This window comes from Streptomyces poriferorum, assembly GCF_019399235.1.
GTDB classification, from domain to species: domain Bacteria; phylum Actinomycetota; class Actinomycetes; order Streptomycetales; family Streptomycetaceae; genus Streptomyces; species Streptomyces poriferorum.
The window spans coordinates 40,024-61,039 of sequence record NZ_JAELVH010000014.1 but is presented as its reverse complement, the minus strand read 5'-3'; the positions used below and the strand labels follow the sequence as shown (position 1 = coordinate 61,039).

The 21,016-nt window shown below is 72.5% G+C and carries 19 protein-coding genes; 10 read left to right on the top strand and 9 right to left on the bottom strand.

What is annotated here, in order from left to right:
* Positions 1 to 79: 79 nt before the first annotated feature.
* From JGS39_RS04575 to JGS39_RS04565, 3 genes are all read right to left on the bottom strand, one after another.
* Positions 80 to 1,009, bottom strand: coding sequence for a TauD/TfdA dioxygenase family protein (locus JGS39_RS04575; protein WP_219567407.1), 930 nt, complete (start codon positions 1,007 to 1,009; stop codon positions 80 to 82).
* Between the two features lie 391 nt (positions 1,010 to 1,400).
* Positions 1,401 to 1,661 carry a hypothetical protein gene (locus JGS39_RS04570; RefSeq protein WP_219567406.1) on the bottom strand — a complete coding sequence of 87 codons (261 nt, stop codon included), beginning with the start codon at positions 1,659 to 1,661 and terminating at the stop codon, positions 1,401 to 1,403.
* 38 nt (positions 1,662 to 1,699) lie between these two features.
* Complete coding sequence (locus JGS39_RS04565) at positions 1,700 to 3,220, bottom strand: class I adenylate-forming enzyme family protein (RefSeq protein WP_219567405.1); 1,521 nt, start codon at positions 3,218 to 3,220, stop codon at positions 1,700 to 1,702.
* A gap of 73 nt (positions 3,221 to 3,293) precedes the next feature.
* Between JGS39_RS04565 and JGS39_RS04560 the strand changes: the two genes are divergently transcribed.
* The 3 genes from JGS39_RS04560 to JGS39_RS04550 all read left to right on the top strand — a co-directional run bounded on the left by JGS39_RS04560 (position 3,294) and on the right by JGS39_RS04550 (position 6,855).
* On the top strand, positions 3,294 to 3,911 hold the full coding sequence (locus JGS39_RS04560) for a TetR/AcrR family transcriptional regulator (protein ID WP_219567404.1): 618 nt from the start codon (positions 3,294 to 3,296) through the stop codon (positions 3,909 to 3,911).
* A gap of 33 nt (positions 3,912 to 3,944) precedes the next feature.
* The gene (locus JGS39_RS04555) at positions 3,945 to 5,603 is read left to right on the top strand and encodes an acyl-CoA dehydrogenase family protein (RefSeq protein WP_219567403.1); all 1,659 of its coding nucleotides are present in this window, start codon (positions 3,945 to 3,947) and stop codon (positions 5,601 to 5,603) included.
* A gap of 175 nt (positions 5,604 to 5,778) precedes the next feature.
* Positions 5,779 to 6,855: an NAD-dependent epimerase/dehydratase family protein gene (locus JGS39_RS04550; RefSeq protein WP_219567402.1), complete on the top strand. Its 1,077-nt coding sequence runs from the start codon at positions 5,779 to 5,781 to the stop codon at positions 6,853 to 6,855.
* A gap of 3 nt (positions 6,856 to 6,858) precedes the next feature.
* On the opposite strand, the gene JGS39_RS04545 is transcribed toward JGS39_RS04550, so the two are convergent.
* A complete protein-coding gene (locus JGS39_RS04545; protein ID WP_219567401.1) occupies positions 6,859 to 7,965 on the bottom strand; it encodes a sensor histidine kinase in 1,107 nt (368 codons plus the stop codon).
* On the bottom strand, positions 7,962 to 8,774 hold the full coding sequence (locus JGS39_RS04540) for a response regulator transcription factor (RefSeq protein WP_219567400.1): 813 nt from the start codon (positions 8,772 to 8,774) through the stop codon (positions 7,962 to 7,964). Before JGS39_RS04540 ends, JGS39_RS04545 begins: the two co-directional genes overlap by 4 nt.
* A 123-nt stretch (positions 8,775 to 8,897) precedes the next feature.
* On the opposite strand from JGS39_RS04540, the gene JGS39_RS04535 reads away from it, so the two are divergent.
* The 3 genes from JGS39_RS04535 to JGS39_RS04525 are packed head-to-tail and all read left to right on the top strand — an operon-like array spanning position 8,898 to position 11,097.
* Positions 8,898 to 9,602, top strand: a complete 705-nt coding sequence (locus JGS39_RS04535; RefSeq protein WP_219567399.1) for a glycosyltransferase family 2 protein — start codon at positions 8,898 to 8,900, stop codon at positions 9,600 to 9,602.
* Complete coding sequence (locus tag JGS39_RS04530) at positions 9,599 to 10,276, top strand: TIGR04282 family arsenosugar biosynthesis glycosyltransferase (RefSeq protein WP_219567398.1); 678 nt, start codon at positions 9,599 to 9,601, stop codon at positions 10,274 to 10,276. Before JGS39_RS04535 ends, JGS39_RS04530 begins: the two co-directional genes overlap by 4 nt.
* Positions 10,273 to 11,097 carry a class I SAM-dependent methyltransferase gene (locus JGS39_RS04525; RefSeq protein WP_219567397.1) on the top strand — a complete coding sequence of 275 codons (825 nt, stop codon included), beginning with the start codon at positions 10,273 to 10,275 and terminating at the stop codon, positions 11,095 to 11,097. The genes JGS39_RS04530 and JGS39_RS04525 overlap by 4 nt, the downstream gene beginning before the upstream one ends.
* Before the next feature lie 325 nt (positions 11,098 to 11,422).
* Here the strand turns inward: JGS39_RS04525 and JGS39_RS04520 are convergent, their stop codons facing one another.
* Positions 11,423 to 12,733, bottom strand: coding sequence for a molybdopterin-dependent oxidoreductase (locus JGS39_RS04520; protein WP_236062885.1), 1,311 nt, complete (start codon positions 12,731 to 12,733; stop codon positions 11,423 to 11,425).
* Between the two features lie 186 nt (positions 12,734 to 12,919).
* Here JGS39_RS04520 and JGS39_RS04515 point away from each other — a divergent pair, with 186 nt between their 5' ends.
* Together JGS39_RS04515 and JGS39_RS04510 are read left to right on the top strand one after the other, a co-directional pair.
* The gene (locus JGS39_RS04515) at positions 12,920 to 14,314 is read left to right on the top strand and encodes a hypothetical protein (protein WP_219567396.1); all 1,395 of its coding nucleotides are present in this window, start codon (positions 12,920 to 12,922) and stop codon (positions 14,312 to 14,314) included.
* 158 nt (positions 14,315 to 14,472) lie between these two features.
* Positions 14,473 to 15,081, top strand: a complete 609-nt coding sequence (locus JGS39_RS04510; RefSeq protein ID WP_219567395.1) for a hypothetical protein — start codon at positions 14,473 to 14,475, stop codon at positions 15,079 to 15,081.
* A 489-nt stretch (positions 15,082 to 15,570) separates the two neighbouring features.
* Here the strand turns inward: JGS39_RS04510 and JGS39_RS04505 are convergent, their stop codons facing one another.
* The 3 genes from JGS39_RS04505 to JGS39_RS04495 all read right to left on the bottom strand — a co-directional run bounded on the left by JGS39_RS04505 (position 15,571) and on the right by JGS39_RS04495 (position 18,386).
* Entirely contained in the window at positions 15,571 to 16,329 is a 759-nt protein-coding gene (locus JGS39_RS04505; RefSeq protein WP_219567394.1) for an SDR family NAD(P)-dependent oxidoreductase, read from the bottom strand.
* 24 nt (positions 16,330 to 16,353) lie between these two features.
* Positions 16,354 to 17,700 carry an MFS transporter gene (locus tag JGS39_RS04500; protein ID WP_219567393.1) on the bottom strand — a complete coding sequence of 449 codons (1,347 nt, stop codon included), beginning with the start codon at positions 17,698 to 17,700 and terminating at the stop codon, positions 16,354 to 16,356.
* Positions 17,701 to 17,801: 101 nt separating this feature from the next.
* Positions 17,802 to 18,386 carry a TetR/AcrR family transcriptional regulator gene (locus JGS39_RS04495; protein ID WP_219567392.1) on the bottom strand — a complete coding sequence of 195 codons (585 nt, stop codon included), beginning with the start codon at positions 18,384 to 18,386 and terminating at the stop codon, positions 17,802 to 17,804.
* Between the two features lie 424 nt (positions 18,387 to 18,810).
* Here JGS39_RS04495 and xynA point away from each other — a divergent pair, with 424 nt between their 5' ends.
* Together xynA and JGS39_RS04485 are read left to right on the top strand one after the other, a co-directional pair.
* The gene (gene xynA, locus JGS39_RS04490) at positions 18,811 to 19,857 is read left to right on the top strand and encodes an endo-1,4-beta-xylanase XynA (RefSeq protein ID WP_219567391.1); all 1,047 of its coding nucleotides are present in this window, start codon (positions 18,811 to 18,813) and stop codon (positions 19,855 to 19,857) included.
* Between the two features lie 89 nt (positions 19,858 to 19,946).
* Positions 19,947 to 20,939 carry a polysaccharide deacetylase family protein gene (locus tag JGS39_RS04485; RefSeq protein WP_219567390.1) on the top strand — a complete coding sequence of 331 codons (993 nt, stop codon included), beginning with the start codon at positions 19,947 to 19,949 and terminating at the stop codon, positions 20,937 to 20,939.
* The last annotated feature ends 77 nt before the right edge of the window (positions 20,940 to 21,016 follow it).

Here is a 21,016-nt window from a genome sequence, read left to right as displayed (position 1 = left end):
GAATGGGGGGTTGAGGCATGGGGGTGGCGATCGGGGCCGTCCGCGCGGAGGGACGGCCCCCCGCGCGAACCCCGGCGGTTCAGGACAGCGGGACTCCGGCGACGGCGATGCGCTCCATCACCCGGCGCTGCGGGTAGTAGTCGCTGATCGCGTAGTGCTGGGTGGCGATGTTGTCCCAGATCGCCACGGAGTCCTGCTCCCAGTGGAAGCGGACCTGGAACTCGGGGACGCGCGCCTGGAGCACCAGTTCGTCGAGGAGTTCACGGCTCTCGGCATCGGACAGGCCCACGATGCGGGTGGTGAACGGCTCGTTGACGTAGAGGAGCTTGCGGCCGCTGCGCGGGTGGCGCACCACGACGGGGTGCTCGACCGGCGGCAGGCTCTCGCGGAAGTGCGCGATCTGCTCCTCGGTCATGGTCGAACCCCAGCTGGGCACCCAGTCGTGCACGGCCGTCAGGCCCTCGACGCGTGCCTTCATCTCGTCGGAGAGGTTGTCGTACGCGGCTCCCATGTCGGCCCACATGGTGTCGCCCCCGGCGGCCGGCACCTCGACGGAGCGCAGGACCGAGCCGAGTGCGGGTGCGGCCATGAAGGAGTGGTCGCTGTGCCAGATGTTCTCGTTGCCGACGGCCATCGCGTCCTTGGCGAGGCGCGACACGCCCACCGTCTCGGACTTCGGGAAGAACGGGTTGACCTCGGGCGGCCCCCAGACCGCGGCCAGGTCGAGGTGGTGCTGCGGCTCCAGTCCCGTCTGGCCGCGGAAGAAGATCACCTTCCACTCGAGCAGTGCCTGGCGCAGTTCCTCGGCGGTCGCCTCGTCGAGCGGCCGGGACAGGTCGACTCCGCTGATCTCCGCGCCGATGTGCGGAGTCAGCGGGCTGATGCCGAGGATCCGGTACTGCGCCGGTTCGGCGCCGGGCGCCAGTCGCTCCAGTGTCCGGCGGCCGTAGCGCATCAGCGGCTTGTCGAGTACGGGCTTCGGACCATCGGTGGTGACGGTGGCGGCCATGGGTTCCTCCCACAATCGACGTTGATTACGTAACCGGCAGTATCGATATAGCGTTGCGACGGGGCAAGGGGTCTGGAGGAAAAGATTCCGGGGAGTGGCCAGGGGACTGACCACGGGACTGACCGGGAACGGCCAGGGGGCTGACCAGGGGACGACCAGAGAGGCCACTGCGCCTGGAGAGCGGCGCCGCGGGAGATCCGGCTGCGCCGCGGCAGCGGCAGGTGGCCGGAGGGCACGCCCGAGCAGCCGTCCCGCACCGGTGCGGGACGGGACGGAACGGAACGGGACGGGACAGGACGAGACAGGACGAGACAGGACGGGGCGGAACGGGACGGCAGGCGGTCGCGAGCGGCCCTACCGGTTCACGACGGGACCCCGGCCGCATGGCCGATCAGGTCCACCGCGGAGGCGCCGAGCGCCCGTCCGGCGCCGCCCGTTCGCCGGGCAGCCGGAACACCGGGGTCGACGCGGCCGCCTGGCCGGAGTCCAGCCACAGATCCCCGAGCTCCGGCAGGTGGCGGGCCCCGCTCATCGCCCCTGCCGTACAGGCCCGGTGGGCGCCGGGTTCCGTCCGGGCCTCCTCCCCGGTCACCCCTGCGAGCAGGCGGCCGGCACCGGCCCGCCGGTACGCCCGGGCGCACACCGTCAGCACGGCCGGCGTCCCGGCGGCCGGGGACGGGCGGAGGGCGTTCAGCCGGTCGGACCGCTGCGCAGCACGTGCTTGGTGACCTTCCCGGAAGGCGTCCGGGGCAGCTCCGCACGCAGGACCAGTTCGCGCGGGATCTTGTAGCGCGCGAGGCGCGGCTCCAGCCATTCCCGCAGCTCGTCGAGGCTCGGCCCGGCGTCGCCCCTCGGCACCACGACCGCGACCACGGTCTCGCCCCACTGATCGTGCGGCCGGCCGACGACGGCGACGTCCAGGATGTCGGGGTGGCCGCGCAGAACACCCTCGACCTCCAGGGAGGCCACGTTCTCCCCACCCGTGATGATCATGTCCTTGAGGCGGTCCACCACGGTGACGAAACCGTCCTCGTCCGCCCTGCCGAGATCGCCGCTGCGGTACCAGCCGCCCGCGAACGCCTCCTCGGTGGCCTTCTCGTCATCGAGGTACCCGACCATGCGGGTGTCCGACCGCAGCCAGATCTCCCCCGTACGGCCCGCGGTGGCGTCCGTGCCGTCCTGCGTCACGATGCGCAGGTCGACGCCGACCATGCCGCCGCGCCCGATCGAGCCGGCCTTCTCCACCTGCTCACCGGGAGACAGCGACGCGCCCACGGGCCCCATCTCACTCATGCCGTAGACCTGATGGAAGTTCTCCGAGCGGTACGCCTTCATCAGCCTGCGGACCGTGTCGGCGTCCATCGGCCCCGCCCCGTAGATCCAGGAACGGACCGAGGACAGGTCGTACCCCTCGAAGTCGGGCACCGCCTGCACCGGGGCGATCAGCGCGATCGGCGCGCCGAACACCGCGGTGATCCGCTCCCGTTGGACGGTCTCCAGCATGACGCGGGGCTCGTACTCGCGCTGGAGCACGACCGTGCCGCCCAGCAGGAGGGTGCCCATCGCCCAGTTGTTGAGCGGGGACGCGTGCCAGATCGGCATGCAGACGAGAAACCGCTCGTCGCGGCGGAGAGGCAGGGTGGCCGCCGTGTACGTGGCGGTCAGGGCGATGCCCCGGTGGGTGTGCACGCAGCCCTTGGGGCGGCCGGACGTGCCCGAGGTGTACAGGATCTGGGCGATGTCCGAGTCGGCCCCGGGCTCGCCCTCCCACTCGGCCGCCGCGGCGATCAGCGCTTCGAAGGACCCGGCGGGCGGTTCGCTCACGGCCGCGTCCGGATGGCTCACCAGCCAGCGCGTCCCGACGGCCGCACCGGTGGCCCGTTCACCGATCTCCTGGTCGACGAGCGCCAGCCGGGCACCGCAGTGCCGTAGCTGATGCTCCACCTCGGCGGACCGGAGCTTGTGGTTGACGGGCACCAGCGTGGCACCGGCCAGCCAGGCACCGAAGGCGGCGAAGAGGAAGGCCGGGGTGTTGTACGTCATCACGGCCAGGCGGTCCCCGGGCTCGAGACCCGCTTCCCGCAACACGGTCGCCGTCCGGCGGACGGCGGCGCCGAACTCGCCGTAACTCCATCGCCGGTCGCGGTAGACCAGGGCTTCCTTGCGGCCGGCCGAGCGGACGACGCTGTCCAGCATGGCACTGAGGTGCACGCCTTCTCCTGGGATCGCGGGCCGGGGCGTCCGACCCTTGTCGGGAAACTATGAATGATGGTTCACTTCTTTCATGGCCTACCGCAAGACCCCAGCCGAAATTCAACGTCTCGAATCGGCCCGTGAGCATCTGGTCACCCGGGCGACCGATGTGGTCGCCGAAGTGGGCTGGTCAGGAGCGTCCGTGACCGCGGTCGCCGATGCCGCGGGCATCGCGGCGGGCTCGGTGTACCAGCACTTCGCGTCGAAGGCCGCCCTCGCGGTGGAGGTCTTCCGGCGGGCGACGGGGCACGAGGTGGACGTCCTGGAATCCGTGCTGAACGGTTCCGGGACCCCGGTCGAGCGGCTCGCCGACGGCGTCCGGGTCTTCGCCCGCCGCGCCCTCGAAAGCCGTGGCCTCGCCTATGCCCTGCTCGCCGCGCCGGCCGACGCGGCGGTCGGCGCGGAGCGGCTCGTCTTCCGTCGCCGCTACCGCGCGCTGTTCGCCGAAGTGATCCGCGAGGGGATGGCGCAGGGACTGCTGCCGCCCCAGAACGGGGAGGTCACCGCCGCCGCGCTCACCGGCGCGATCGGCGAGGTACTCGTGGCGCCGCTCGGCTCACCGGAGGACGACGACCAGGACATCCTCGCCGAACTGACCGCCATGGCGCTGCGCTGCGCGGGCGCGGCCCCCTCGTCCGCGCGCCCCTGATCCGTCATCCGTCCCTGCCCAGGAGGGCTCCTCATGCCTGCGTCGCCCGCACCCCACAGCCGTCCCACCGCCACCACCCACGAGGTCACGAACCAGCCGCCGCCGCTGACCGGCCACGACGTCGCCGACGACCCGGTGCTGATCGAGGGCGTCCGCCGCGAGGGCGCCGAGTGGTACCTGGACGACCTGCACCGGCTGGGCCGCCGCGCCGGCAGCGAGGAGGTGCAGCGCTGGGCGGACGAGGCGAACCGCCAGGAGCCGAGGCTGCGCACCCACGACCGCTACGGCAACCGCATCGACGAGGTCGAGTTCCACCCCTCGTACCACGCCCTCATGGACGTGGCGATCAGCGAGGGCCTCGGCGGCGCCGCCTGGGCGGACGAGCGGCGCGGCGCGCACGTGGCACGCGCGGCGGGCTTCATGGTGTGGAGCAGCGCGGAAGCGGGCCACGGCTGCCCCGTCTCGATGACGTACGCGGCGGTCCCCGCCCTGCGTCACGCCCCCGACCTCGCCAAGACGTACGAACCCCTGCTGACCAGCCGCGTGTACGAGTCCGGCCTGCGCACCCCCGCCGAGAAGCCCGGGCTGCTCGCGGGCATGGGCATGACGGAGAAGCAGGGCGGCACGGATGTGCGCGCCAACACGACCGCCGCCGTACAACAGGCGGACGGCACCTGGCGGTTGCGCGGCCACAAGTGGTTCACGAGCGCCCCGATGAACGACCTCTTCCTCGTCCTCGCCCAGGCCCCGGCGGGTCTGTCCTGCTTCCTGGTCCCCCGGGTCCTGCCGGACGGCAGCCGCAACACGTTCCGTATCCAGCGCCTCAAGGACAAGCTCGGCAACCGCTCCAACGCCAGCAGCGAGCCGGAGTTCGACGACACGGTGGCCTGGCTCGTCGGCGACGAGGGCCGGGGCGTGCGCACCATCATCGGCATGGTGACCATGACGCGCCTGGACTGCGTCCTCGGTTCCGCCGCCGGCACCCGTGCGGCGCTCGCCCAGGCGACGCACCACGTGCGTCACCGGTCCGTGTTCGGGGCGAAGCTCATCGACCAGCCCCTGATGCGCAACGTCATCGGCGATCTGGCGCTGGAGTCCGAGGCGGCGACCACGCTGGCCCTGCGGCTGGCCGGGGCGGCGGACCGCGCGCAGCAGGGCGACACCCAGGAGCGCGCCTTCCTGCGGCTCGCCACCGCGGTCGGCAAGTACTGGGTGTGCAAGCGCCAGCCGGCCGCGGTCGCCGAGGCCCTCGAATGCCTGGGCGGCAACGGGTACGACGAGGAGTCCGGCATGCCCCGCCTCTACCGCGAGGCCCCGCTCAACGGCATCTGGGAAGGCTCCGGCAACGTCAACGCCCTGGACATGCTGCGCGCCCTGGCCCGTGAGCCGGAGTCTCTCCAGGCCCTGCGCACGGAGATCGAGGCCGCCGCCGGGGGCGACCGCCGTCTGGACTCCGCCTGGCAGGAGCTCCAGGGCGAGCTCACCCTCACCGAGGACGCCCCGGTCCGTGCCCGCCGGGTCATCGAGCGCGCGGCGCTCGTACTCCAGGGCTCCCTGCTCGTACGCCACGCCCCGGCCGCCGTCGCCGACGCCTTCTGCGCGACCCGGCTGGCCGGCGACCGCGGACTGGCCTTCGGAACCCTGCCGGCCGGGACGGACTTCACGGGGCTGCTCACCCGTCTGCCCGTCTGACCGGTCATCCGCGGCCGGCTCCCGTCACGAGCCGGCCGCGGCCCGCCGTGCACCCCTTTCTCCTGCGTTCCCGTGACGAGGCGAGTCGGCGGCGCCCGGCTCGTTTCTCTTACGTTCCCGTGACGTACCGAGTCGTCGGCGCCCGGCTCGTCCTGCGCGGCCTACGGTGGGCGGCATGCGTGTACTGGTCACCGGCGGCGCCGGGTTCATCGGTTCGGAGATCGTGCGGACCCTCGTGTCGGCCGGGCACGAGGCGGTGGTGCTCGACGCCCTGCTCCCCTCGGCGCACGGTGCCGGCGCCGCCGTGCCGCCCGGCGCCGGCAGCGGGTTCGTCGTGGCGGACGTGCGCGACCGCGAGGCCGTGGACCGTGCGCTGTGCGGCATCGACGCGGTCTGCCACCAGGCGGCGATGGTCGGCCTCGGCAAGGACTTCGCGGACGCGCCGGACTACGTGGGGTGCAACGACCTGGGAACGGCCGTGCTGCTCGCCGCGATGGCGGGCGCGGGGGTGCGGAACCTGGTCCTCGCCGGATCGATGGTGGTCTACGGGGAGGGCCGGTACGACTGCCCGCTCCACGGCCCGGTCCGGCCGGGCCCCCGCGCGGAGGCCGACCTGGCCGAGGGCCGCTTCGAGCCCCGCTGCCCTTCCTGCGGCACGGAACTGGCCCCCGGGCTCGTCGGTGAGGACGCGCCGGTGGACCCGCGCAACGTGTACGCCACGACCAAGCTCGCCCAGGAACACCTCGCCTCGTCCTGGGCGCGGGCGACGGGCGGCAGCGCGGTGTCGCTGCGCTACCACAACGTGTACGGGCCGGGTATGCCGCGCGACACCCCGTACGCCGGTGTCGCCTCCTTCTTCCGTTCGGCCCTGGCCCGGGGCGAGGCGCCACGCGTCTTCGAGGACGGCGGCCAGCGCCGGGACTTCGTCCATGTGCGGGACGTGGCCGCCGCGAACGCGGTCGCGCTGGAGGCGGTCGTGGGACGCGGGCCCGGCACCTTCACCGCGTACAACACCGGGAGCGGGCAGCCGCACACCATCGGCGAGATGGCCGCTGCCCTGGCCTCGGCCCACGGGGGCCCGGCCCCGGTGGTCACCGGTGAGTACCGGCTCGGGGACGTACGCCATGTCACGGCGGACTCACGGCGGCTGCGCGACGAACTGGGCTGGAAGCCGGCGGTGGGGTTCGCCGAGGGGATGGCGCGGTTCGCGGCGGCGCCGCTGCGGGAGGCGGCCGGGGTGGGAGCGGGGTGACGTTCAGGCCGCCGGCAGCGTCACCTCGAAGCAGCAGCCACCGGTGACGTTGCGGACGTCCGCCCGGCCGGCGTGCGCCTCGACGATTCCGCGCACGATGGCGAGTCCGAGTCCCGCCCCGGCCGGAGGTGTACGGGCATGGGTGCCGCGCCAGCCGGTGTCGAAGACCCTGGGCAGATCCTCCTCCGGAATGCCGCCGCAGCCGTCGGTCACCGACAGCACCACGCCGCCGCCCGAGCGGTGCGCGGCCACCGCGACGGTGCCGTCGGCGGGGGTGCGTCGGATGGCGTTGATCAGGAGGTTGCCCAGGACCCGGCTCATCTCCTTGCCGTCGACCTCGACGGGCACCGCCTCGATCCGGTTGCCGACCAGCCGCACCCCGTGCTCGCGGGCCAGCGGATCGGCCCCGGCCAGCGCGTCGCCCACCAGGTCGTAGACGGAGATCCGGGTGGGGGTCAGGGTGAGCGAACCGGCGTGGATGCGGGAGAGTTCGAAGAGGTCGCCGACCATGTCGTTCATGCGCTCCACCTCGGTGCGTATCTGCCGCAGATAGCGCCGTGAGTCGACGGCCATGCCGTCCTCCAGCGCCTCGGACATGGCGCGCAGACCGGCGAGCGGGGTACGCAGGTCGTGCGAGATCCAGGCGACGAGTTCCCGTCGCGAGGTCTCCAGGGCCCGCTCCCGCTCGCGCGAACTGTCGAGCTTGGCGCTGGTGGCGGCCAGTTCGCGGGTGAGTGCGGCGAGTTCGGCGGTGGCCGGGGCCTCGGGGGCCGCGAAGGTCCCGCCGTCACCGAAGGAGCGGGCGGCGAGTGTCAGATCGCGGCTCCTCGCCGCCACCCAGCGGCCCAGCAGCATCGCGGTGACGAGCGAGACGACGGCGGCCATGGCGACGACGGTGGTGACCACGGTGAGGTCGTGCGGCGACAGGAACATCGCCCAGGCGACGGTCAGGGTGCCGGCGAGCATCGCGGTGACGGCCACGGCGGCGACGACGGTCAGCGAGACGACGAACGAACGGTGCCGGGAGATCCGCAGCACGACGGCGCCGAGCAGGCCGGCAGCGGCGGCGCCGAGGAAGGCGAAGAGCGCGATGAGGAGGATGTCGGTCATGCCGGCGCTCCGGAGCCGGAATCCGTGGCCGCGGCAGGAGGGGTGTGGGCGGTGGGCGCCGTCGGATCAGCCGGCCGGTCCGGAGGCAGGTCCAGTCGGTAGCCGACGCCCCAGACCGTACGGATCAGCTCCGGACGGGCCGGGTCGGTCTCGACCTTCCCGCGCAGACGGCGGACGTGGACGGTCACGGTCGACAGGTCCCCGAAGTCCCAGCCCCAGACCCCGTGCATCAGCTCCTCCCGGGTGAAGACCCGGCCCGGATGGCGCAGGAGGAAGGCGAGCAGGTCGAACTCCCGCAGGGTGAGTGCCAGTGTCCGGCCCGCGAACGTCGCGCTCCGGGCCGCCGGGTCCAGGACGAGGCCCGCGCCTTCGAGCAGTGCCGGGCGGCCGGGAGGCGTCGCGGCCGCCCGGGCGCGGCGCAGCACGGAGTCGACGCGCAGGACGAGCTCGCGGGGGCTGAACGGCTTGGTGACGTAGTCGTCCGCCCCCGTCTCCAGCCCGAGGATGCGGTCGTCCTCGTCGCCGCGCGCGGTGAGCATGATGACCGGCACGGGTCCCTGAGCCCGCATGCGGCGGCAGACCTCGAATCCGTCCATGCCCGGCAGCATCAGGTCCAGGACGGCCAGGTCCGGGCGCCGGGCTGCGTACTGTTCGAGCGCGGCCGGGCCGTTCGACGCCCGGGCCACCTCGTAGCCGGCCCCGGTCAGGTAGCCGGTGACCACCTCCGCGACCGTGGGGTCGTCGTCCACGACGAGTACGTGGCCGCGGGCGGCGGGGCGGCTCGGTGAGGAGTCCGGGGTCGGCTGCATGCCACCACCTTGGCACCTGCGGAGAGGGAGTGCGGACCCTCCTTGGCCGGCACCTGCCGACGTCCATATTTCGTAAGAATCCGGAACCCGATTTGTCGGTTTCTCCTCCGTAGGGTGAGCCGCGTGATTCCTTCCTCCGATACTTCCGGCCCCCGCGCCGACCTCGTCCTGCCGTGCCTGGACGAGGCCGCCGCCCTGCCCGCGGTGCTGGCCTCGGTCCCTCCCGGCTGGCGGGCGATCGTCGTGGACAACGGTTCGACCGACGGCTCGGCGGAGCTGGCCCGGTCCCTCGGCGCGACGGTGGTGCATGAACCGCAGCGGGGCTTCGGCGCCGCCTGTCACGCCGGGCTGCTCGCCTCCGAGGCGGAGTTCGTCTGCTTCTGCGACTGCGACGGCTCACTGGATCCCGGGCTGCTGACGGGCTTCGTCCGCCGGGTCGCCGACGGTGAGAGCGACCTGCTGCTCGGCCGTCGCCGCCCCGAGGGACCGGGCGCCTGGCCGCTGCACGCACGGGCGGGCAATGCGGCACTGGCCCGGATGCTGCGCCGTCGCACCGGGCTGCGGCTGCACGACCTCGGGCCGATGCGGGCCGCGCGCCGGGCCGATCTGCTGGAACTCGGTCTCACCGACCGTCGCAGCGGATACCCCCTCCAGATGGTGGTCCGCGCGGCCGACGCGGGACTGCGCGTCACCGAGACGGACGTCCCCTACCTCGCCCGGACTGGGAAGTCGAAGGTCACCGGCACCTGGCGGGGTACCTGGCACGCGGTGCGTGACATGCGCGCCGTGCTGGCGGAGCCACCGGTCCGGGCGGGGGCCCTGCGATGAACGCACCCGAGTCCGGTACGGCCCGCCCGGCCCCGGCCGGGGTGGCGACCCTCCTCGTCATCGCGAAGGAGCCGCTGCCCGGCCGGGTGAAGACCCGGCTCACCCCGCCCTTCTCCCCCACCGAGGCCGCACGCCTGGCCGAGGCGGCGCTCGCCGACACGCTGTGGACCGTCCGTGCGCTGCCCGCCGCGCGGCGGGTGGTCGTCCTCGACGGAAGGCCCGGCCCGTGGCTGCCGCCCGGCATCGAGGTGGTGGCGCAGGGCCCGGGAGGTCTCGACGAACGGCTGGCCGCCGCGTTCGCCGCCTGCACCGGGCCGACCCTCCTGATCGGCATGGACACTCCGCAGATCACGGCGGCCGATCTGGCCCCCGCCCTCTCCCCCACCGCCTGGGACGGCTGCGGCGCCTGGTTCGGCCCCGCCGAGGACGGTGGGTTCTGGGCACTGGGCCTGGCCGAACCGGACCCCGGACTCCTACGTGGCGTACCGATGTCCGTACCCGAGACCGGCGCGGTGCAGCGGCGCCGACTGGTCGACGCCGGACTTTCCGTACGCGACCTTCCTCTCCTGCGGGACGTGGACACCGCGGCCGACGCCGCGCACGTCGCCGCACTCGCACCGCACGGACGGTTCGCCGCCGAACTCGCCCGGCTGACCCGGGCGGCGGTCCGATGAACCGCACAGGCCGCGATCAAGGCGTGCTGAACCCACCGCACGAGGACGTCACCGCGTGGGACACCGGCTCATGGGGCACCGACCCCTACGCCAACGCCCTGCGCAACGGACACGGTCCGCTGTTCCTCCGCCGTACCGACGGCTGGCTGCTGCCGCTGGACGTGGAGCGCTGGTGCGCCGGCGCGGACACCGCCGACCTGTCGGCACTGCGCCGTTGCGAGGGGCCCGTCCTGGACATCGGCTGCGGGCCGGGAAGGCTGGTCGCCGCGCTGGCGGCCCGCGGCCACCGCGCACTCGGCATCGACGTCAGCGAGGCCGCGGTCGACCGCACCCTGCGGCTGGGCGGCTCCGCGCTGCGCCGCTCCGTCTTCGAACCGCTCCCGGGCGAGGGCCGCTGGGGCACCGTGCTGCTCCTCGACGGCAACGTCGGAATCGGCGGCGACCCGCCCCACCTGCTGCGTCGCACGGCGGACCTGCTGGCCCCGGGCGGACTCCTCATCGCCGAGACCGCACCCCACGACATCGACGAGCGGGTCCGGGTGCAACTGGATGACGGAGGCGCCTCCGCGGCCGGACCGGCACCGGCCGCCCCGTTCCCGTGGGCCCGGATCGGCACGCCCGCACTGCTGGGATACGCCCGCCGCCACGGCCTGCAACGCGTCGATCAGTGGGACGCGGACGGCCGCTCCTTCGTCTCCGTACGACGCAGCCGGACCGTCCGGACCACCAGCCAGACCGCCGACACGGAGAACAGCGCGGCCGTGATCAGCAGCCAGTTCCCCAGGAACACATCGGGGGACAGCCCGCTCGCCGGCTCGTAGCGCTCCGCCTGCCGGGTGATCAGCGGGAACCACACGAGCAGCAGCAGCCCGGAGAGGAGGACCGGCACCCGGACGAAGTTCACCAGGTCCGGGCGCCGGCCGGCCGCCCGGCACAGCAGCCGGTCCGCGCCCGCGTACAGCGGGACCAGCACCAGGTCGTGCACGAGGGCGGCACCGACGAACCACACGATCACGCCCCAGGTGTCGCCCGCCAGCAGCCGTACGCCCGCATAGCCGGCCAGGGCGAAGGAGGCGGCCATCAGCAGGAGATGCAGCGGCCCTTCCCCGTACCATCGCCGCACCACGGCGCCCGGGTTCACTCGGTTCACAGCTCTCCAAAGGTCAGCCGGGACACCCATTTGGTGTTGAGTACGCCGGGAGCGGCCGGGACGATGATCCGCGCCGGGTAGCCGTGATCGGGTGTCAGGTCCTCGCCGTTGACCTGAAGGGCCAAAAGGGAGCGCGGGTCGCGCACCTGGTTGTCGCGCAGGGCGGCCCGGCGGAACGGCCCGCTGCGCTGCACGGACTCCACGAGCACCCCCGGCACATCGTCCGGGTAGCCGGCGAGCGCGGCCAGATCCCTCAGCCGTACGCCGCGCCACCACTGGTCCGAGGTGGACCAGCCCTCCACGCACGCGATCGGGAGCGCCGCGCTGTACTGGTCCATGGCCAGGAGCTGTTCCCGGGTGAACCGGAGGTCCCCGGCCGGGCCGCTGACGGTGAGCCACCAGCCCTCCCCCGTATCGGCAGAGGTGACGCCGACCGCGGCGGCCGTCTTGTTGATCTGGAAACCGTTGGGCCCGGAGCCCGGTTCGGCGGCGCCGTGCGGAGTCAGCGCTGCGAGACGCCGCAGCGGCCCGTCGAAGCTCCGCCCGGCGGAGGTGATCAGCAGGACCAGTGAACCGGCACCGACCATGGCCAGCGCCCCGCGGCGGGACAGCGTCGGCGGAGCAGGAGCGGGTGACTCCAGCGGATCATCCGGCACCTTCCCGCTGAGCCCGCCCGACCTCAGCACCCGTACGGCCTGCGGCGCCCGGAGCCCGGCATGGGCGAGGAAGGCGGCGAAGAACACCCACGCCCCGTAGAAGTGCAGCGGGTAGAAGGAGCCCGGGAACAGGTACTCCAGCTGGATGTTGAGCAGCCCGGTGACGAACTCGAACAGTGCCCCGCCCACCAGCAGGAGCAGCGAGATCCGCTCCAGGGCGTGCCCGAGGGAACGGGCCGGCGGCAGCGCGAAGAGCCGCGGAACCACGGACCAGAGCTTCGCCAGCAGAACCGGCACGAGCACGATGCCGAGGGTGACGTGGACCCCCTGCGTCAGCCGGTACAGCCAGTGCGGACCGGTCGGCCAGGCGAAGAGGTAGAAGCCGAGCAGCCCCTTGTCGGGCGTCTTGTCGTTGACCGGGTTCAGGTCCGGGTTGTAGGCGGCGTACGACAGCAGACCGGTCACGAACAGCACGGTGATCCCGACGAGCAGGACGAGGCCGAGGACCGCGGTGAACCGCACGCCCCGCACCGGGCTGCGCCAGAACGCTGGTGCGGAGGGCAGGTGTTCGATGATCGTCGTCGTCCGTCCGCCGAGGAGACGGGAGAGGAACGCGGGTGGGGTCGGACTCTGCCGACGGCTGTCGCCCATGCCCCGACGCTATGCCGGGGTGGGAGGGGTGAGGCGGTTGCGACTCCTGACGAAACGGTGACGTCACCCCTGGGACGCACGACCACTCGGCGCACGCCCCTGCGCGGACACTCCGGAATCTGACGGTTCCGTGACGCGCCCGGTCACCACGCCTGTGTACCGCGCTGTCGTGCGTACGGTGCCTGCGTGAAGACCGAGGACCGCACCGAACCCGCCATCGAACCGCTCCCCGCACAGCGCTCCGGGCACCGCCGCGACCTGGCCGCCGCCGCGGCGGGCGTCGTACTCGTCGCCGCGGCCGTACTCGTCGGCCGCGCCTTCGACGACCCCGCCCGCACCCTCGTCGTCCACTGGCCGCCCCTGCTCGCCACCTGGTATCCGCACCTCGGGCCCGGCACCTGGATCGCGTCCGTCGTCGCCGCAGCCGTCATCGCGTACGGTCCCGTCCTCGCCGACCGGCTGCGCTGGCGGGGGCTGCTGCTCAGCTGCTACGCCGCCTCGCTCGCCTGGGTCCTCTCACTGGCCATGATCGACGGCTGGGGCCGCGGGATCGCCGAACGGCTCACCACGAAGCACGAGTACCTGCGGGTCATCGGCCGCTTCGACGACATCGGCGCCGCGCTGCACGGATTCAACGGACACATTCTGAGCGGCGCGCCGGGCAACTGGCCCGCCCATGTCGCCGGACACCCGCCGGGCGCCACGCTCACCTTCGTCCTGCTGGACCGCATCGGGCTCGGCGGCGGCGCCTGGGCCGGGGTCTGGTGCATCGCGACCGGCGCCTCCGCCGCGGTGGCCGTCCTGATCGCGGTACGCGTCCTGGCGGACGAGCGCACCGCCCGTCGCGCCGCTCCGTTCGTCGTCCTCGCACCGGTCGCGATCTGGGCGGGCACCTCCGCGGACGGCTACTTCGCCGCGGTCGCGGCCTGGACCGTCGCGCTGCTGGCCCTGGCCGCGACCCGCACGGTCCGCGGCCCCGCAGCCGCCGCGCTCGGCGCCGGTCTCCTCTACGGACTGACCTGCTACCTGAGTTACGGTCTGACGCTCATCGCGCTCCCGCTCCTCGCCGTCCTCGTCCTCACCCGCACCGCCCGGCCGCTCCCCCACTTCGTCCTGGGGGCTCTCGTGGTGCCGGTGGCCTTCACCCTCGCGGGCTTCAACTGGTGGGAGGCGTACCACCTGCTCGTCGAGCGCTACTACCAGGGAGCCGGAGGTACCCGCCCCTACTGGTACTGGGTCTGGGCCAACCTCGCGTGCACGGCGGTCGCCGTCGGACCGGCGACGCTCGCGGGCCTGCGCCGCAGTACGGCGGGTGCTCCCGGTGCGGTACGCACCCTGCGCTCCGGGGCGGCGGCTCCGTCGCAGCGGCTGGTCCTGCTCGTCTCGGCGGCGCTCCTGGCACTGCTCGCGGCCGACCTGTCCGGGATGAGCAAGGCGGAGACGGAACGGATCTGGCAGCCGTTCATGCTCTGGCTGCTCCCCGCGGCCGCCCTCCTGCCCACCCGGGGCCGGCGCGGCTGGCTGGCCGCGCAGGCCGTCGTGGCACTGGCGGTCAACCACCTGCTCTGGACCGGCTGGTAGCGGGTGGAGCGTACGACACCGTCCGCGTCCGGCACCCGGCCACGGGCGCGCCGCCGACGTCCTCGCTTCACTCGGCGGAGTGGAGTCCGCAGCCCACAGGGGTTGTTCCGGCCTCGCCACGCTCAGGTTCCCGTGGTGGTCTGCCGAACGATGAGCGCATGTCACTGAACACTCTGCGCTCGCTGGCCCGCCGCGTGGTTCCCACCCTGCTGGTCGCCCAAGTCGTCCTCCTTCCCCTTCAGCCCGCCTCAGCCGCCGAGCGGGCGGTCCAGCCGTGCCGGTCGGCCGCCGCCTGCGGTTCGGTGATCGTCGCCCCTGTCTCCCAGGCCGCCCCGGACCACGGTGACTGCACCAGCCCGGAACCGGTCGTGTGCCTGATCCGGAGCGAGACGCCGCAGGAGCGCGAGATCGCCCGCGACCAGCGGATGCGCTATCACCAGCTCCTGGTGGACATGGAGCGCACGGAGTGCGCCATGCGGGCCGAAGGCCGCTCGGAGGAGGACATCGCGCGCGCTCTGGTCCAGATGCGCAACGATGCCAAGGACGTCATCCGCGCCGGCATGACCCCGGAACAGGTCGCGGAGCTGGAGGCACGCAACCAGAAGAAGTACGGCAACCCGCTCGGCCCGACGGCGGACCAGCTCTACATGAAGTACGGCTCCTGGGAGAAGGTCGCCGAAGCCGCCACGCGTTCGAGCGCGGCCGTGGACCAGGAGCTCGGTCTGGAGTTCCGCCACTGCTCCTGTGAGGTGCTCCAGGCGGCCTGATCCGACTGTCAGGACCGCACCCGGCGACGTTCCCGCCCGGCCGTCCGGTCGCGGCCGGGCGGGCGCGCACCCGATGACGCGGAAGGGCAAGGTCGCCGTCACCGACGCGGCGCGCGGCCGCTGCCCTTGCCCACGAGGGCGCCCGGGCCATCGCGGCAGGCGTCGGACCCGAATCGGGTCAGCGGGAACGCTCCGCCGGGGGCAACAGCAGGTGGGCGGACTCAGGACGCAGAGAATCCAAGTGCGCGCCGGCTGGAGAGAGCCGGGTACGACGGCTGACGAGCGGCCCCCGAGCGGGGCGCCCGGGTGGTTGTCGGACGGGAAGAGCCCGGCGAGGTCCCGGGTGAATGCGTCCCGCGGCGACAGCGGCGGCCCTCGGCACACGTGCGCGGCGCACACCCCTGATGGGGGCAGGGCGTGCGCCGCGCACAGGGGCGACCGGACCGGATCTCGCAGGTGGGCGGCGATCCCCCGCCGGTGGCCTGCCCGTCAGGCCGAGGACCCGCTGTCGACGACCAGGTCGGTGCCGACCACCGAACCGGCCGCGGGCGAGGCGAGGTAGAGCACCGCTGCCGCCACTTCCCCGGCCTCCGCGAGCCGGCCGAGCGGGTTCTCCGTCTTCACCCGCTCGGCCCGGTCCGCCTCGGTCTCGCCGGGACGCAGCGACATGGGGGCGGCGGAGGCGCCGGGGCTGACGGCGTTGATGCGGATGCCCTGGTGGATGTGGTCGAGAGCGGCGGCGCGGGTCAGCGCGGAGACCGCCGCCTTCGAGGTGATGTACGCGGCGGCGTTGGGGATCCTCAGGTGTGCGCCCAGATTGGAGGAGATGTTGACGATGGTGCCGCCGCCGTTCTCCTTCATATGGGCGATCTCGTGCTTCATGGCCAGCCAGACGCCGGTGACATTGGTCCGCAGCACCGCGTTCCAGTCCTCCTCGCTCACCTCGCCGACGGGTACGGCGCCGCGGAGTATGCCGGCGTTGTTGACCGCGATGTCCAGTGCGCCGAAGCGGGTGACGGTCTCGCGTACGAGGTTCTGGAGCAGGCCGGAGTCGGTGACGTCGACGGTCACAGCGGCAGCCGTGCCGCCGGCCGCCCCGATGAGGCCGACCGTCTCGTCCAGGGAGGCCGCGGTGCGTCCCGCGGCGACCACGGACGCGCCTTCGGCGGCGAAGGCGAGCGCGATGGCGCGGCCGAGGCCGGAGCCCGCGCCCGTGACGAGGGCGGTCCTGCCGGTGAAGCGGTTCATTTCGGTGACTCCCTGAGTGATGGATTACTGGGTGCGGTGGTTCAGGAAGGCCACGACGAGGAGGGCGGCCCCTGTCGCGGCCAGGGCGGCGGCGTCGCTGCCGAGCGTGAGCAGGACGGCGAGGAGGAGGGTCGGGCCGCATTCCATCGCGGTGTTCAGCACGCCGCCCGCGAGCCCGGTCTGCCCCGGCGGTACGCGTTCGGTGGCGAGGACGGAGGCACCGGCGAAGGAGGCCGCGGTGCCGGCCGGCAGCAGCACGAGGCCCGGCAGCAGCCCGTACGCGTAGCCGGTGTGCGCGTCGAGCCCGGTGACCGCGAGGAGCATGAGCCCGGCCGCGCCCGTGCCCATTCCGGCGGCCGCGACAGCCCGGGGCCCGTACCGCCCGATGAGCGGTCCCGCCGCCCGGCCCGAGGCCATCAGGGCTACGGCGAACGGTACGAAGGCGGCCGAGGTGCGCACCTGTGACCAGTCGCGCACCTGCTGGAGGTGGAGCGAGAGGACCACGAAGGTCATGGCCGTCCCGCAGGCGCTCAGCGCGACGGCCGCAAGGGCGAGGGACCGCCGCCGGTCGAGCAGGAACCGGGGAGGCAGCAGCGGGTCGCGGGCCCGGCGCTCGGCGTACCGGAACGCGGCCAGCAGTGCGGTTCCCCCGAGCAGAGGTACGAGCACGCCGGCCGATGACCAGGGCCGGGCGTCGGTCACGACGAGCCCGTAGCTGGCCAGGGTGATCCCGGCGGTGGCGAGCAGGGCGCCCGGCAGGTCGAGACTCCTGCCCGGGTTCGGCGCGGTGTCCGGCAGCAGCCGGCGCGCGAGGGCGAGGGCGGCGAGCGCCACCGCGATCGGTAAGGCGAAGGTCCAACGCCAGGAGGACAGCGCCGAGATGACGCCGGAGAGCAGATTGCCGGCGGTGGCGCCGAGCACGGAGAGCCCGCCCCAGGTGGCCATCGCCCTGCCGTACTCGGGCGGGGAGGGGAAGACGGCGCGCAGCACGGCCATGGCGGCCGGTGCGACGAGGGCCGCGCCCGCGCCCTGGGCGAAGCGCGCCGCGAGCAGGGCCCCGATGCCGGGGGCGAGCGGGGCGGCGGCCGAGGCGACCGCGAAGAGCACCAGCCCCGCGGTGAGGGTGCGCCGCCCGCCGTAGCGGTCGGCCAGGCGTCCGCCGAAGAGCACCAGTCCGGCGAAGGTCAGCCCGTAGGCGGCGCTGAGGAGGATCAGGTCGGCGCGTTCCAGGTCCAGTTCGCGCCCGATGCGGGGCAGGGGGACGGCGATCGCGGCGAGCGTGAAGATCAGCGTGCTCTGGACTATGCCGAGAAGCACGAAGGCGTATCGGTAGCGCATGCCGACGACGCGGGCGGCGCCTGTGGCGGTCATATCTCCCCCTGATACTTGACCGAACGTTCCATTATTCGGGCGCGCAAGGGCACCACAAGAGGCCCCCGGTGGCGCGCCCAGCCGGCTCCGTCGACCGCGAATCAGCCCAGCAGGGTCAGCGCCTGCTCGGCCGCGTCCCGCACCCGGGCCGGATCGTCCGACGCCTTGCCGACGACGCGGATGCCCTGCAGCAGGACGAGCAGCATGCGGGCCAGCGCGCGCGGATCACGGCCCCCGGGAAGCTCGCCCTGAGCCTGGGCCCGCACGAGCGCGGAGTGCAGCGGGGCCTCCAGACGCTCCCAGCTGATCTCGACGCGGCGGGCCGCCGCGGGGTCGTGCGGGGCCAGTTCGGCCGCGGTGTTGGTGACGAAGCAGCCGTTCAGCCGCCCGCTCGGGGAGGCCGCCTCCGCGGCGAAGCGGCGTACCACCGCCCGCACCGCGGGAAGGGCGGGGCCGGGCTGCGACAGCTCGGCCAGGAGGAGCGGGTCACGCAGCTCGGCGTACCGGTCCATGGCCTTCAGGTACAGCTCGTTCTTGCCGCCGAAGGTCGCGTAGAGACTGGCGCGACCGATACCGAGGTGCTCGACGAGGTCCGCCACCGATGTCGCTTCGTAGCCGCGCCGCCAGAACAGCTCAAGAGCCGACTGCAGCGCGGCGTCCGGATCGAATTCCTTGGTCCTGGCCACATCGAAGACCCTAGCCCCATCTGGAACGAACGGTCAAATAACCTGCACCGCAGCCTGGTTCACGGATCCACGCATTGGGGCGCATCGAATTCGAGAAGTACCGAAAGTTTCGAAGCGATCCATGATTCAGAATGGATCACGCACTTCACCACGATCGACCGCCGACAGTTTCCATGCATTCGAATCGCGCCTTGAACTGTGGAAACAACATCAATGTTGCCCTTTCAGCGAGTCCGAAGGTTTCGCAACTCCTGCCGAAACTATTGACAGTCGCTAGGGGCAGATCAAGACTCCGTGATCGGGCCGGACCACCACAGCCGACTGCCATGCGAGCCCAACCATGCGTCAGAACAGCTGTGTTGGGCGGACGCGACAGGACCCGTCCGGCAGCACTCCTACGTAACAACCCCTGGAGGACACCGATATGAGCGCACCCGAGCCATCTCCCCGCAGACGCAGACCCGGCCGCTTCATGACCCTGCTGAGAAGCTCCTGGGCGATCGCCCTGGCCGCGGTCGCCGTGCTGCTGCTGCCCAACGCCGCCAGCGCCGACACCGTCGTCAACTCGAACCAGACCGGCACCAACAATGGTTACTACTACTCGCACTGGAGCGATGGCGGCGGCTCGGTGTCGATGACGCTGGGCTCGGGCGGCAACTACGGCTACCAGTGGAGCAACGTCGGCAACTTCGTCGGCGGCAAGGGGTGGAGCACCGGCGGACGCAAGTCCGTGAACTACTCCGGCAGTTTCAACCCGTCGGGCAACGCCTACCTCGCGCTCTACGGCTGGACCACCAACCCGTTGGTCGAGTACTACGTCGTCGAGAACTTCGGCACGTACCGCCCCACCGGCACCTTCAAGGGCACGGTCACCAGCGACGGAGGCACCTACGACATCTATGAGACGACCCGGGTGAACCAGCCCTCGATCGAGGGCACCAAGACCTTCAAGCAGTACTGGAGCGTCCGCCAGTCGAAGCGGACGGGGGGCACCATCACCACGGGCAACCACTTCGACGCCTGGTCGAGCCACGGCATGAGCATGGGTTCCTTCAACTACATGATCATGGCGACCGAGGGCTACCAGAGCAGCGGCAGCTCCAACATCACCGTCAGCGAGGGCAGTTCCGGCGGTGGCACGGGCGGTGGCACGGGCGGTGGCACGGGCGGTGGCACGGGCGGCGGCACGGGCGGCGGCGGCTCCGGTGGCTGCACCGCGACGCTTTCCGCGGGAGACAAGTGGAGCGACCGCTACAACCTGAACGTCTCCGTCTCCGGCGCCGGCAACTGGACCGTCACGATGAAGGTCCCCTCGCCCGAGAAGGTGCTGTCCACCTGGAACGTGAGCACCACCTACCCGGACAGCCAGACCCTCGTGGCCAAGTCCAACGGCAGCGGCAGCAACTGGGGGGCGACCATCCAGACCAACGGCTCCTGGACGTGGCCCACGGTCACCTGCAGCGCCGGCTGATCCCACCGGGTCCGCAGTGACCCTCACCTTCACCACGCGTCCGGCCGCGCTTCCGGCGTGGCCGGACCTCCGCCACCAGGAGGACCCCCATGCATCTCCTTCCCCGCCGTCGCCCGGCCGCCCTGGCCGCCGGACTCGCCCTCGCCGCGACGGCCTCCCTGGGCCTGACCGCCACGGCCACCGCTCCCGCACAGGCCGTCACCTGCAACGGCTACGTGGGCCTGACCTTCGACGACGGCCCGTCCAACGACCACACCCCCGCCCTGCTCAACGCCCTCAAGCAGAACGGCCTGCGGGCCACCATGTTCAACGAGGGGCAGTACGCCGCCTCCGCCCCGGGCCAGGTGCAGGCCCAGATCAACGCCGGCATGTGGGTCGGCAACCACAGCTACACACACCCGCATCTCATCCAGATGAGCCAGGCCGAGATCGACTCGGAGGTCTCCCGGACCCAGCAGGCCATCGCCAACGCGGGCGGAGGCACACCGAAGCTGTTCCGGCCGCCGTACGGCGAGACCAACTCCACGCTCAAGGCCGTCGAAGCCAAGTACGGCCTGACGGAGGTGATCTGGGACGTCGACTCGCAGGACTGGAACGGTGCGAGCAGCGACGCGATCGTGCAGGCCGTCGGACGGCTCACCAGCGGTCAGGTCATCCTGATGCACGAGTGGCCGGCCAACACGCTCGCCGCGATCCCGCGCATCGCTCAGTCGCTCGCGTCCCGCGGCCTCTGCCCGGGCATGATCTCGCCGCAGACCGGACGGGCCGTCGCGCCCGACGGCAGCGCGGGTGGAGGCGGGACCGGCGGGGGCACCGGCGGCTGCACCGCGACGCTCTCCGCCGGACAGCAGTGGAGCGACCGCTACAACCTCAACGTCTCCGTCACCGGCGCCGGCAACTGGACCGTCACCATGAACGTACCGGCCCCCGAGAAGATCCTCTCCACCTGGAACGTCAGCACCGCCTACCCCGGCGCCCAGGTCCTGACCGCGAAGCCCAACGGCAGTGGGAACAACTGGGGGGTGACGATCCAGACCAACGGATCCTGGACCTGGCCGACGGTCTCGTGCGCCACAGGCTGACGACCTGTCGCGCCACGGCCGAGTGCCTTCCACGGTCGGGGGGGCACCGGTTCAGGCGTCCGCTCGCGATGTCCGGG